The 12,659-nt window shown below is 65.1% G+C and carries 11 protein-coding genes; 7 read left to right on the forward strand and 4 right to left on the reverse strand.

Annotated features, from left to right (window positions below; genetic code table 11):
• Positions 1-376 precede the first annotated feature (376 nt).
• The 3 genes from AC1POX_RS03945 (at position 377) to AC1POX_RS03955 (ending at position 4,343) form a co-directional block, all read left to right on the forward strand.
• The gene (locus AC1POX_RS03945; RefSeq protein WP_033837461.1) at positions 377-1,195 is read left to right on the forward strand and encodes a DODA-type extradiol aromatic ring-opening family dioxygenase; all 819 of its coding nucleotides are present in this window, start codon (positions 377-379) and stop codon (positions 1,193-1,195) included.
• Between the two features lie 207 nt (positions 1,196-1,402).
• A complete protein-coding gene (locus tag AC1POX_RS03950; protein WP_008573323.1) occupies positions 1,403-2,647 on the forward strand; it encodes a putative DNA modification/repair radical SAM protein in 1,245 nt (414 codons plus the stop codon).
• Between the two features lie 259 nt (positions 2,648-2,906).
• A complete protein-coding gene (locus AC1POX_RS03955; RefSeq protein WP_031424994.1) occupies positions 2,907-4,343 on the forward strand; it encodes a UdgX family uracil-DNA binding protein in 1,437 nt (478 codons plus the stop codon).
• A 517-nt stretch (positions 4,344-4,860) separates the two neighbouring features.
• Here the strand turns inward: AC1POX_RS03955 and AC1POX_RS03960 are convergent.
• On the reverse strand, positions 4,861-5,418 hold the full coding sequence (locus AC1POX_RS03960) for a fasciclin domain-containing protein (protein ID WP_008573326.1): 558 nt from the start codon (positions 5,416-5,418) through the stop codon (positions 4,861-4,863).
• Between the two features lie 683 nt (positions 5,419-6,101).
• On the opposite strand from AC1POX_RS03960, the gene AC1POX_RS03965 reads away from it, so the two are divergent.
• The 3 genes from AC1POX_RS03965 (at position 6,102) to AC1POX_RS03975 (ending at position 9,777) form a co-directional block, all read left to right on the forward strand.
• The gene (locus AC1POX_RS03965) at positions 6,102-7,778 is read left to right on the forward strand and encodes a Na+/H+ antiporter (protein WP_008573327.1); all 1,677 of its coding nucleotides are present in this window, start codon (positions 6,102-6,104) and stop codon (positions 7,776-7,778) included.
• A gap of 296 nt (positions 7,779-8,074) precedes the next feature.
• Positions 8,075-9,019 carry an ABC transporter ATP-binding protein gene (locus AC1POX_RS03970; RefSeq protein WP_029820363.1) on the forward strand — a complete coding sequence of 315 codons (945 nt, stop codon included), beginning with the start codon at positions 8,075-8,077 and terminating at the stop codon, positions 9,017-9,019.
• Positions 9,016-9,777: an ABC transporter permease gene (locus tag AC1POX_RS03975; RefSeq protein WP_008573329.1), complete on the forward strand. Its 762-nt coding sequence runs from the start codon at positions 9,016-9,018 to the stop codon at positions 9,775-9,777. The genes AC1POX_RS03970 and AC1POX_RS03975 overlap by 4 nt, the downstream gene beginning before the upstream one ends.
• Before the next feature lie 413 nt (positions 9,778-10,190).
• On the opposite strand, the gene AC1POX_RS03980 is transcribed toward AC1POX_RS03975, so the two are convergent.
• On the reverse strand, positions 10,191-10,457 hold the full coding sequence (locus AC1POX_RS03980; RefSeq protein WP_029820361.1) for a DUF3297 family protein: 267 nt from the start codon (positions 10,455-10,457) through the stop codon (positions 10,191-10,193).
• Between the two features lie 166 nt (positions 10,458-10,623).
• Here AC1POX_RS03980 and AC1POX_RS03985 point away from each other — a divergent pair, with 166 nt between their 5' ends.
• On the forward strand, positions 10,624-11,175 hold the full coding sequence (locus AC1POX_RS03985) for a DUF6630 family protein (RefSeq protein ID WP_005911265.1): 552 nt from the start codon (positions 10,624-10,626) through the stop codon (positions 11,173-11,175).
• Positions 11,176-11,607: 432 nt separating this feature from the next.
• On the opposite strand, the gene AC1POX_RS03990 is transcribed toward AC1POX_RS03985, so the two are convergent.
• Both AC1POX_RS03990 and AC1POX_RS03995 read right to left on the reverse strand, forming a co-directional pair.
• Positions 11,608-11,892 carry a DUF4031 domain-containing protein gene (locus tag AC1POX_RS03990; RefSeq protein ID WP_008573332.1) on the reverse strand — a complete coding sequence of 95 codons (285 nt, stop codon included), beginning with the start codon at positions 11,890-11,892 and terminating at the stop codon, positions 11,608-11,610.
• An 8-nt stretch (positions 11,893-11,900) separates the two neighbouring features.
• On the reverse strand, positions 11,901-12,485 hold the full coding sequence (locus AC1POX_RS03995; protein ID WP_372356783.1) for a hypothetical protein: 585 nt from the start codon (positions 12,483-12,485) through the stop codon (positions 11,901-11,903).
• Positions 12,486-12,659: the final 174 nt, after the last annotated feature.

Genomic DNA, 12,659 nt, shown 5'->3' on the forward strand with positions numbered 1-12,659 from the left:
GAAGTAACTGTATTTATCAGAATTCTGTAACGAATAGACTGGTGTGGTGCCTACTGGAGTCCGCCATGACGGCTGGCCTTGCATTTTCGCGCCCCCATCGGCACGCCTGTCTGCATCAGCGTGGGCGTTTGCGGTGCCCGGCATGACCTGCGTGATGGCGTGCGCTCCGGCCGGCTTGCGCCCGCTGCCTGGCGCTTGTGGGCTTGCCGCCGCCGACAGACACGCTTGTCACCGTGGCTGGCGCCCGAAACCCGGGCGGCGACCGGGGACCTGGCGTCATGGGCGGAGTCGGTGATCGCCCGGGCCTTGCCCGACCAGGCGCATTCGCCATGAGGCCGTCGCGCTGATGCTGTTTTCATCGATCAAGGAGCTGTCCATGACCCGCTTGCCTTCCCTGTACATCTCGCACGGCTCGCCGATGACTGCGCTGCAGCCGGGGCAGGTCGGCGAGCGCCTGGCCGACCTGCGGCACGCGTTGCCGCGGCCGCGTGCCATCGTGGTGGCGAGCGCGCACTGGCTGGGCCGTCGCCCGCTGGTCAGCGGTGCGCTGCGGCCGCCGACCATTCACGACTTTGGCGGCTTCCCGGCGCCGTTGTATGCGCTGGACTATCCGGCGCCCGGCGAGCCGGCATTGGCGCAGCAGATCGTGCGCCGGCTGGAGCAGGCCGGCCTGCATCCGCAGCTGGACCCGCAGCGCGGCTTCGATCACGGCGTCTGGGTGCCGCTGCGCCTGCTGTATCCGGACGCCGACATCCCGGTGGTGTCGCTATCGATCCAGCCCGAGCTGGGACCGGCGCACCAGTTCGCGGTGGGGCGTGCGCTGGCGCCATTGCGCGATGACGGCGTGCTGGTGGTTGGCTCAGGCAGCATCACCCATAACCTGCACGACTTGCGCCACGGCTACAGCGCCGAGCGGCAAGCGCCGTACGTGCGGCCCTTCATCGAATGGACCGAACGCAAGCTGCTGGACAACGACATCCCCGCGCTGCTGGACTACCGCCGCCAGGCGCCGCATGCCGCACGCGCGCATCCCAGCGACGAGCACTGGCTGCCGCTGTACGTGGCGATGGGGGCGGCCGGCGATGACCGGCTTGGTGCGCAGCGCATCGACGCCGGCATCGATGCGGGTTTGATGGCCATGGATCTGTATCGCTTCGACGGCCCTGCAGCGGCGGCGGAGCCGATCGCGGCATAGCGCCGGGGTGCGGACGTGGGCGCATCGGCATGTTTGCGCCAAGTGCTGCAATGCCGATCGGGATGGCGCAATCGCACGGTCGGCAGGGGCGGGGACGCATGCAGTTGCGAGCGGCCGGATCGCGCCAACCCGCAGCGCTCTGAAGCATTCACGATCGGGTGCATGCGAGTCTCATAGGCTGAGACGCCACCGCTGCATGCTGCCCGCGTGAAAATCCTCGACAAGCTCGCCGTCCTCGCCGACGCCGCCAAATACGATGCCTCCTGTGCTTCCAGTGGCGCCAACAAGCGCAACTCGCTGGGCACCGGCGGCATCGGCAGCACCGAGGGCATGGGCATCTGCCACTCGTACACGCCCGATGGCAGATGCGTGTCGCTGTTGAAGATCCTGCTGACCAATTTTTGCATCTTCGACTGCGCGTACTGCGTCAATCGCGTGTCCAGCAATGTGCGCCGTGCGCGCTTCACGCCGGAGGAAGTGGTCACGCTCACGCTGGATTTCTACAAGCGCAACTACATCGAAGGCTTGTTTCTCTCCAGCGGCATCATCCGCAACTCCGACTACACCATGGAGCAACTGGTGGAAGTGGCGCGTCAGCTGCGCGAGGTGCACCATTTCGCCGGTTACATCCATCTCAAGACCATCCCGGATGCGGCCCCGGAGTTGCTGGCAGCGGCCGGACGCTATGCCGATCGCTTGAGCATCAATGTGGAGTTGCCCACCGAACAGGGCCTGACGCTGCTGGCGCCGGAAAAAAGCGTGGGCGGCATTCGCTCGGCGATGGGCGAGTTGCGCTGGCGCATCGAAGAGAACCAACTCGAACGCAAGGCCGAAACGGTGCGCCGCGCCAAGCCGCCACGCTTTGCACCGGCCGGGCAGAGCACGCAGATGATCGTCGGCGCCGACAATGCCAACGACCGCAGCATTCTGGACACCAGCCACAACCTCTACGGCAATTACCGCATGCGCCGGGTGTATTACTCGGCCTTCAGCCCCATCCCGGACGCCTCGTCCAAGCTGCCGTTGCAGGCGCCGCCCCTGCAGCGCGAGCACCGGCTGTACCAGGCCGACTGGTTGCTGCGTTTCTACGAGTTCAGCGTGGAAGACATTGCGCCGGCGCAGTCCAGCGGCATGCTCGACCTGGACGTGGACCCCAAGCTGGCCTGGGCATTGCGCAATCCCGAGCGGTTTCCGGTGGATCTGAATGCGGCACCGCGCGAAATGCTGCTGCGCGTACCGGGCCTGGGCACGCGCAACGTGGAGCGTCTGTTGTTGTCGCGGCGGCATGCGCGCTTGCGGGTCGGCGACCTGGCACGGCTGCGCGTGCCAATGAAGAAGTTGCTGCCGTTTGTGAGTGTGCTGGATCATCATCCGCGTCAACGCCTGGATGATCCTGTGCGGTTGCGGGCGCAATTGGCACCTGCGCCTAGGCAGGCGGGGTTGTTTGATTAGTGCTCTGCGATAAGGCCGCACCGGTCCCCTGCGCTCCTTGCCACGCGCGGCACGGCGCCCAAACTCGCTACGCTCAAACAAGGGCGCCGCTTCGGCCACGCATGACTGCGGTGCTCGGCTCGCTTTAAGGCGACGGGGTGAAGCAAGATCCACGGCCACGGCCACGGCCACGGCCACGGCCACGGCAATAGCAATAGCAGCGGCGATAGGGTCTTGGTGTTGATGGTGGCGTTAGTCTCTGGGGAGTGCGGTGTGAGCGATGTTCAGCGCTGAGGTGGAGCCGCCGTGGAGCTTTGAGGCGTGGCGCGCGTTGGCGCGGGCGGGCTGGTGCGCGCAGGTGGAGCCGGACGATGTGGCCTGGAATGGCGGGGCGCAGGGCGGCTTGTTGATGGGGCAGGGCCTGTTGGCCTTGCCGGCTGTGGTGCCACCACCACGGGTCTCTGCGGATTTCATGCAGCTGGCCGCCTCGGTGCTGTGTCACCGCGACCCGCAACGGCATGCCGTGTTGTATCGCTTGCTGTGGCGCGTTGCCTCTGGAGAAAAAGCCTTGCTGGAGCGCGCCACCGATGTGGATGTGCACCGGCTACGGCAGTGGCAAAAAGCGGTGCAGCGCGATACGCACAAGATGAAGGCCTTCGTGCGCTTTCGCCGCCTGCCCGGGGAAGAAGAAGACTTCGTGTCCTGGTTCGAGCCCGAGCACTGGATCGTGGATCGCGTGGCGCCGTTTTTTGCGCGTCGGTTTGCCGGCATGCGCTGGGCGATCCTGACCCCGTACCGCAGCGTGCGTTGGGATGGGCAGGCGTTGGCCTTTGGCGAAGGCGCGGTGCGCACCCAGGTCCCGGCCGACGATGCGCAGGAGACGCTCTGGCGCACGTACTACGCGCACATCTTCAACCCGGCGCGGCTCAACCCGACCATGATGCGGCAGGAAATGCCGCAGAAATATTGGAAGAACCTGCCCGAAGCCACGCTGTTGCCGGAGCTGATCCGCGAAGCCGGCGTGCGCGTGCGCGAGATGGCCGAGCGCGCGCCCGAGCCGGTACGGCGACGGGTGCCGGCGGCGCCTGCGCCACTGCCGGACGTGGCCACCCAAAGCCTGGCCCAGTTGCGCACTGCCGCACGCGATTGCCGGCGTTGCGAGCTGTGGCAACCAGCAACGCAAACAGTGTTCGGCGAAGGGCCCGACGATGCGTCGGTGATGGTGATCGGCGAGCAGCCTGGCGATGAAGAGGACTTGAGCGGTCGTCCGTTTGTCGGGCCTGCCGGGCGCCTGTTCAACATGGCATTGGGCGAGCTGGGTGTGGACCGAGAGAAGTTTTACGTCACCAATGCGGTCAAGCATTTCCGTTTCGAGCAGCGCGGCAAACGGCGGCTGCATCGCAATCCCGAGCGCACCCATGTACAGGCCTGTAGCGGGTGGTTGCAGGCCGAACGGGCGCAATTGCGTCCGGCCCAGATCGTCTGCCTGGGCGCGACTGCGGCGCAAGCGGTGTTGGGAAGCAGCTTCCGATTGATGCGCGAGCGCGGGCAATGGCAACGCCTGGACGACGGCACGCCGGTGTTGACCACGGTGCATCCGTCCTGGGTGTTGCGCCAGCCATCGACCGATGCGCGCGAAGAAGGGTATCGCGGATTTGTCGAAGATCTCCGTCGATTGCTGGATCCACCGCCGCCGTCCAGCGATCAGTCGAGATAGGGAAACCGCGCGTCGCACGGGCAAAAAAATACGCGTGCAAGGGCACGCGCACGGTGTCGGAGAATCAGGACACCAAGCGGAGCCACCGGCACACCGGTCACTCCATCACCGCCGCTTGACGGTTTGATTGCGGTCGCTGGAGGCTGGCTCGCGCGACGCACAGCATGTTGAACGAAGACCTGCCTTCGGTAGGACGTTCGCAGATCCACTGCCCTCCACCGTCGATCGGTGGCTTGGAGTTGCTGATCCACTAGCGACAAACAGAACCCACAGGGCAGCCGTCATGCGGTGCCTCTGGTTGCCCGATACCGCACTAGCCGAGACATCTTGTGTGTCGATGTCGCGTAAGGTCTGCGCTTGCTAAACAGTCGCCTCATCGACGGAAACTTCTTCAAGACAGCGCGTCTGAGGCCATGACGCTGCATGAAAGCGCTGCGCCATCGGCGGAAAAACCACGTTCCGCCGATGGCAGCGTGCCTGCGTCAGCCGCGACGCGTCGCAGTGCGACGGCAGGCCATTACGGCATCAGCACTTTGTCCACCACGTGGATCACGCCATTGCTCTGCATGACGTCGGCAATGGTGACGTTGGCGGTATTGCCCTTGACGTCGGTGATGGTGACCTTTTTGCCATTGAGCTTTGCGGTCAGCGGTTCGCCCTGCACGGTGGTCAGCGTGGCGCTGCCGCCGCCGGCCTTGATCTTGGCGATCAGCGAAGCAGCATCCACCTTGCCCGGCACCACGTGATAGGTCAGCACCTTGGTCAGCGTCGCCTTGGATTCGGGCTTCAGCAAGGTGTCGACGGTGCCGGCCGGCAGTGCCGAGAAGGCCGCATTGGTCGGTGCGAACACGGTGAACGGGCCCGGGCCCTTCAGCGTGTCGACCAGGCCGGCGGCTTTGACGGCAGCGACCAGCGTGGTGTGGTCCTTGGAGTTGACCGCGTTGTCGACAATGTCCTTGGTCGCCAGCATCGGCGCGCCGCCAACGGTCGGATTGGACGCAGCATAGGCGGGAGCCATGGCGCTGCTCAGGGCAATGGCGGTGGCAACGGCAAGCGACTGGAATGAAGTCTTCATGAGGCATCGATCCTTTTGGGTTGGCGATCGCCTGGATGGCAACCGTAACGTCAATACGCGCCTGCGAAACGGCCGGATGCATCACGCTGTTTTGACATTCATCACCACGTTTGGCGTGGTGATGGTGGCGTCACAGGTGGCTGGTGCCCGCGTGGGCCACGACCGACAGCGATACGACAGCGATACGACAGCGATACGACAGCGGTCGCTGCACCCGCACGCGCTCGCGCGTCATCCGTGGCTATAGCGCGATGGTCCGTGGCGTTTCAAGAAAGCGGCAAGGCGATGCGCAACGCCCTTCGATGCCGTGGGCGCGACATGTCCTCGGCGCGATCGGATCGAGCGTTCATGTACTGCGGCCGACGCAGACGTGCGTGGGTCCAACATGCCGGCTGCGGTTGCGGAAACGCCTGTGCGTCATTGCATCGTTCGTCACCGATCGAGCCGCAGCCGCTCGCCACCGCGTCGCTGCACGATCGGTTTGCCGCAGGGCGCGCACTTGAAGCGCGTCACCGCGCCTGCCTCCATTCGCCAGCGTATCGGACGCCGGCCGATTGAACCGATCCGCAACAACCCTGCCGCATCGCCCAACCTGCCAAGGTGCGAGGCAATGCGGTGGTTTTCATCACCGGGTGCAACACGGTATGGTCCGGTAGGTGCGTTGTTGTGCGTCGCAATATGCGATGCCGCGCGTGCGGCCGTTTCTTCATTCCGGGTTTTTCATGCATTCGATCGATGTCGTCCTCGCCATGTTGCTGGCGGTCGCGGCCAGCGGTTACCTCATCCGCATCCTGCCGTTTTCGCTGCCGCTGCCGTTGGTCCAGATCGCGCTGGGCGCGGTGGTCTCCGGCGTCTTCGATGCCGGGCACGAGCTGGAACCGGAGCTGTTCTTCCTGTTGTTCCTGCCGCCACTGCTGTTTCTGGATGGCTGGCGCATTCCCAAGCAAGGCCTGTTCCGCGACAAGGCGGCCATTCTGGAACTGGCGTTGGGGCTGGTCATCTTCACCGTGATTGGGGCCGGCTTCTTCATCCATTGGCTGATACCGGCGATGCCGCTGGCCGTGGCGTTTGCGCTGGCAGCGATCATTTCGCCAACCGACCCGGTGGCGGTGTCTTCGATCGCCTCCAAGGTGCCGATCCCCAAGCGCCTGATGCACATCCTGGAAGGCGAGTCGCTGCTCAACGACGCCTCGGGCCTGGTGTGTTTCCAGTTCGCGGTGGCAGCGGTGCTGACCGGCACCTTCTCGGTGGCAGCCGCTTCGCTGACCTTTCTGTGGGTGGCGCTGGCCGGCCTGGCCCTGGGCGTGGCGACGACCTTTGGGTTGAGCCGCATCCAGGCCTGGATCTGGCGGCATTTCGGCGAGGAGCCCGGTTCGGCGATCCTGGTCAACCTACTTACCCCATTTGCGGCGTATCTGCTGGCCGAAGCCTTCCATGCCTCCGGCATCCTGGCCGCAGTGGCCGCCGGCATCACCATGAGCTACGTGGAAATGGCCGGCAACGCCCCGGGCAATATGCGCCTGCAGCGTTCGGCGGTGTGGGACACGGTGCAGTTCACCTTCAACGGCATCATCTTCGTGCTGCTGGGCGAGCAGTTGCCGGGCATCCTGGACGGCGCGGTGCGCAGCGTGCAGGAGGCCGGGCACCTCAATCCCTGGTGGCTGGCGGTGTACGTGGCCACCATCAGTCTCAGCCTGATGGCGTTGCGTTTTGTGTGGGTGTTCCTGTCGTTGCGCTGGAATATCTTCAAGGCGCAGCGACGCGGCGAGGCGCACGTCAGTCCGCCTTGGCGCATCGTGGTGGCGGTGTCGCTGGCCGGCGTGCGCGGTGCCATCACCCTGGCCGGCGTGCTCACGCTGCCGTTGATGCTGGAGGACGGCTCGCCCTTCCCGGCCCGTCAGTTGGCGATCTTCCTGGCGGCCTCGGTCATTCTGGTGTCGTTGCTGGTGGCCAGCGTCGCGTTGCCGCGGCTGTTGCGCGGGCTGGAGTTGCCCGAAGAAGAAGACGAGCAGCTCAAGGAAGACCTGGCCGTCAAAGCCGCTTCGCAGGCGGCGCTGGATGCAGTGGAAAAGCTGCGCCAGCGGCTGGTGGAAGACAGCAAGCATGCCGAGCGCTACAACGCGGCGGCCAACCAGGTGAGCCAGCGCTATCAGCGCAAGCTCGGCGCGGTGGACATGGCCGAGACCGATCCGGAAGAGGCGGTTGCCTACGAAAAGGCGCTGCGCCAGTTTCGCCATGCGGCCTTGGTGGCCGAGCGCAATGAGCTTTTCAAGCTTGCGCGACGACGCGAAATTTCCGACGACCTGTCGCGGCGGCTGGTGCGCAATCTGGATCTGATCGAGTCGCGCAAGCGCGCGTGAGCGCGCTGATGCGCGCGGGAATCGGGAATCGGGAGTGGGAAATCGCAAGAGCCAAGGCGGTTGCGATGTTTGGGTAGGAGCGCACCTGGGCGCGATGGGGCATTGGCGGGAAAGCCCCATCGCGCTCAAGCGCGCTCCTGCATAGAGATACGCCAACACCGGGGTGCAGCGTGCGTGCGCAGCCCAGTTCGCTCACGCTCCTGCATGCGTGTCGGGAGACACCATCCCACTCGCACTGCTGCCATTTTCATGGCGCACGGCCTACCCTGTGGCGCTTATCCTCCCGTGCCAGACCCATGACTTCGATCGTCTCCATCCAGGGCTTGAGCAAGACCTACGCCGGCGGTTTCCAGGCGCTCAAACAGGTGGATCTTGAGATCCGGCGCGGCGAGATCTTCGCGCTGCTCGGCCCCAACGGCGCCGGCAAGACCACCTTGATCAGCATCATCTGCGGCTTGATCAACCCCAGCTCCGGCACTGTGCTGGCCGACGGGCACGACATCGTGCGCGACTACCGCGCCGCGCGTGCCAGCATCGGCCTGGTGCCGCAGGAACTGGCCACCGATGCGTTCGAAACGGTGTGGGCCACGGTGCGTTTCAGCCGCGGCCTGTTCGGCAAGCCGGCCAATCCGCAGTACCTGGAAACCATCCTGCGCGAGCTGTCGCTGTGGGAGAAACGCAACAACAAGATTTCCACGCTCTCCGGCGGCATGAAGCGGCGTGTGCTGATCGCCAAGGCGCTCGCCCACGAGCCGCGCATCCTGTTCCTGGACGAGCCCACGGCCGGTGTGGACGTGGAGCTGCGTCACGACATGTGGCAGATGGTGCGGCGGCTGCGCGAGCAGGGCACCACCATCATCCTGACCACCCACTACATCGAAGAGGCCGAAGACATGGCCGACCGCGTCGGTGTCATCAATCGCGGCGAGCTGGTGCTGGTGGAAGACAAGCACACGCTGATGCGCAAGCTGGGCAAGAAACAGCTCACGTTGAGCCTGCAGGCGCCGTTGCAGGCGCTGCCCGCCGCGCTGGCCGACCTGCCGCTGGAGTTGGCCGCCGAAGGCAACGCCTTGATCTACACTTTCGATACCCAGGCCGAGCAGACCGGCATCGGTGCGCTGCTGCGCCGGCTCAACGAGCAGGGCATCGACTTCAAGGACCTGCATTCCAGCGAGAGTTCGCTGGAAGAGATCTTCGTCAACCTGGTGCATGGCGCACGTCAGCAGGAGGTGCGCGCATGAACCTGCATGCGATTGCGGCGATCTACCGCTTCGAAATGGCGCGCGCCTTCCGCACGCTGACCCAGTCGATCGCCTCGCCGGTGTTGTCGACCTCGCTGTACTTCGTGGTGTTCGGCGCGGCGATCGGTTCGCGCATGGGCGATATCGACGGCATCAGCTACGGCGCCTTCATCATTCCCGGCCTGGTGATGTTGTCGCTGCTCAACGAGAGCATCTCCAATGCTTCGTTCGGCATCTACATGCCGCGCTGGGCCGGCACCATCTACGAGGTGCTGTCCGCGCCGGTGGCGTGGTGGGAAATCGTGATCGGCTACGTGGGCGCGGCGGCGACCAAATCGGTGATGCTGGGGTTGTTGATCCTGCTGACCGCGCGGCTGTTCGTGCCATACGAAATCGCGCACCCGGTGTGGATGCTGGGCTTTCTGGTGCTCACCGCGCTGACCTTCAGCCTGTTCGGTTTCATCATCGGCATCTGGGCCGATGGCTTCGAAAAACTGCAGGTAATTCCGCTGATGGTGGTGACGCCGCTGACCTTCCTGGGCGGCAGTTTCTATTCGATCAACATGCTGCCGCCGTTGTGGCAGAAGGTCACCCTGTTCAACCCGGTGGTGTATCTGATCAGCGGCTTCCGCTGGAGTTTCTACGGCAAGGCCGATGTGCATATCGCGGTGAGCACCGGCATGACGTTCCTGTTCCTGCTGGCGTGCCTGGGCGTGGTGGCGGCGATCTTCCGCAGCGGCTATCGGCTCAAGGCGTGAGTGGTGAAGGCAGTGGTGTTTGTCGCTGCAGTTTGGTGGATGCGGCCAGAGGTCCGGGTCGAACGGTGAGCGAGGCGAGGGCGCGGTGCCCTCGCCGCTCGCGGGACACGCCGCAAGTACGTCCATGTAGGCTCGGTGGCGGCATCCATGCCGCCACACGGTCCCGCAAGCGACAAGGGCACCGCGCTAGAAAGTTGGTCGATTGCTTTGCTTGAACCCTGCGGACCGACACTCTCGACAGGTGCTTGCCCGCCTACCGTCGCCGGACCTTACGCGGCATGGATGCCGCGTAAGAGCTTGTAGGGACGTACTTGCAGCGTGTCCGGCGATGGTGGGCAGGCAAGGAGCCTGCAGCAAACTCGCGCTCAGCAGCTCTGCAATGGAACAGCGTGAAGTCGTTTGGTCAGCCGCTCTTACTCGGCAGCAGGCTTGGCGTCGTGCCTGGTGTCCAGGAAGTAGGCCACCACGTCGCCCTTGATCTTCATCGTCATCGGGTTGCCGCGACGGTCGCGTGCCTTGCCGACCTGCACCTTGATCCAGCCTTCGCTGACCGAGTACTCCTCCACGTTGTCGCGTTCGATACCGTTGAAGCGCACGCCGACGCCGCGGTTGAGGGCATCGGCGTTGTGGAACGGGCTGCGTGCGTCGATGGCCAGGTGATCGGGAGGGGTATCGCTCATGGGAAAGGCGTCATGGCGGCCGGGATAGCCGTCTTCGGCCGCACAGGATACGGGCCTGCGCCGGGAAGACCAGCCCCGGCGACGCAACGACGTGCGCCCATCGGTTTGCTTGCGCGCCGTCAGGCCTCACACTTTATGCCCCTGCACTCCAGCAAACGAGACCGCAATGCCTGACAACAGTGCCGACTACGAAGACGACGAAGGCCTGCAGCCCGAGGGCGACGAAGACGATGTGGATGACCATCCCGCGCGGGTGTGGAACCTGCTGGTGCTGATCAACCCCGGCGACGAGGACACCGCGCTGGCCCAGTTCGACGCCTGGCGCGAAACGCAGGCCGAGACCGATGGCGACGACGGCGACGATGCCTGGTTGTGGGCGCTGAAGGACGTGATCGATTGGCGCTCGGGTTTCTATGTGGACTGGAAGGACGCCGATGCGTTCATCGCCGCCATCGACGAACTCAGTGCGCGCTGGAACCTGCGCATCGATTGGGGCGGTGACCTGGACGACGAAGACTTCGCCGGCAACCTGGAGGTCCCCGACTTGATGGCGGTGGCATTCGATCGCCTGCGCGAGCACGGCTACTCGCTGTGGAACTGGAACACCGGTGGCGACGCCTATGCCGGCTGGATTGCGCTCAGCCGCGACGACGACGCCATGCTGGCGCTAACCTCGTTGCTGGGGGTGGAAGTGCGGCTGGGGAATGAGGCGTTCTGAGGGTTGGGATTGGGGAGTTGGCATTCGGGATTCGCAGGGGCGGTCCCGTGCTTGCTGTTGCGTGAGTCGATCTTTGCGCGCGCTGAATTGCGACAAACGTAAAGCCGCACTCATCAGGCTGTGCGGACGCCGAGCGAGTGCGGCTGTTGCTCGGAATCGGTGGACCACCGCGGCGTTCGCATCCGCCTGACGGCTGTTCACAACGTTTTGTTCGCCACGCTGATGCGCGCACTGGCTGGTCGGAAAGTTTGGGCAAGCGGCAGCAAGACAGATGCGCTGCTTGGTTGGGAGCACGCTTGCCGGCATGACGCGTGATGGAAATGGCCTTGCTCGTGCGTTCAAATCAGGCCTCCCGATGTGCTTATGCGCACGTGATCGACGCAATCGCCCGGCACTTGCGAATCCCGAATCTCCACTCCCCAATCCCGGTTTTCAAGGCGCCTGGCCGCGCGCCTGCGCCCGCGCATTGGCGATCAAGCCCTTGAGCAGCGCGCGGTCGGTGTGGCGGGAGATCGGAATGGCACCCAGGGCAATGGCCTCAAGGCGCAGCGGCGCGGGCACGTCGTAGTGCGCACCGCTGAGTTTGTTCTGGAAGGCGCGGCGGGGAATGCCCAGCCGCGCCGCCATGGCATGCAGCTCGTCCAGCGTATCGCCGAGCAGGTGCGCCCAGCGCTGGTCGCGCCACAGGTGCACCGCATCGTCGACGTAGACGGCCATCGGCCGGGTCAGGGCTTCTTGGACTTCTTCGGCTTCTTGCCGGCGCTGTCGCCGTCGGGCGCGTCCGCTGCAGCGTCGGAAGCCTCGTCGCTGGCATCTGCAGCACTGTCGGTGGCGCCGGCAGTGTCGTCTTCAGCCGCGTCGTCAGCACCGGCCTCGGTGCCTGTGTCCTGTGCTGCGTCTTCCGCCTCGCCGTCTTCATCCGCATCGGCGTTCTGGAACTCGGACACCAGCTTGGTCAGGTATTCCTCGGCGGTCTGGCCTTCGTCGGCGGCCAGGTCGTCGATCATCTGCTGCAGCTGGGTCGAATATTCCAGCGAAATGGTCTTGCCTTCGGCTTCCTGCAGGTTGGCCAGGTGCTTGAGCATGGCCAGCATCGGGACCGGGTTGTCGGCGCTGCCCATGGTCTGGCCGCCGATCGACAGCATCCACTCGCTGCCACCCTGCAGGCCGATCGCGGCGACCACGCGGCCATCGGCGTCCTGCAGCACGGCATGGTTGGTGACCTGGGGCGCCTGGCCCAGACGGACGAAGGGGCGCTTGGGCTGCTGCTTCTTGCGCTTGTCGCGCTTGGCCTTGGAATTACGGGACACGGTGTTCTCGACGCTGGGAATGGCCGGCCATTCTAGAGCGTGCGCCGCACGATGCGATGCGTAGCGGAGTTGGCCCGTGGATGCGAACCGGCCGCCGGGCGGGCACCGTCTCCGCAGGCACCGACCTGAGAGCCGCCACCAGGACGCCCCAAACCCGAACCGCCGCAGGCCATC

The sequence above is a fragment of the Xanthomonas sp. NCPPB 3442 genome (genome assembly GCF_056725145.1).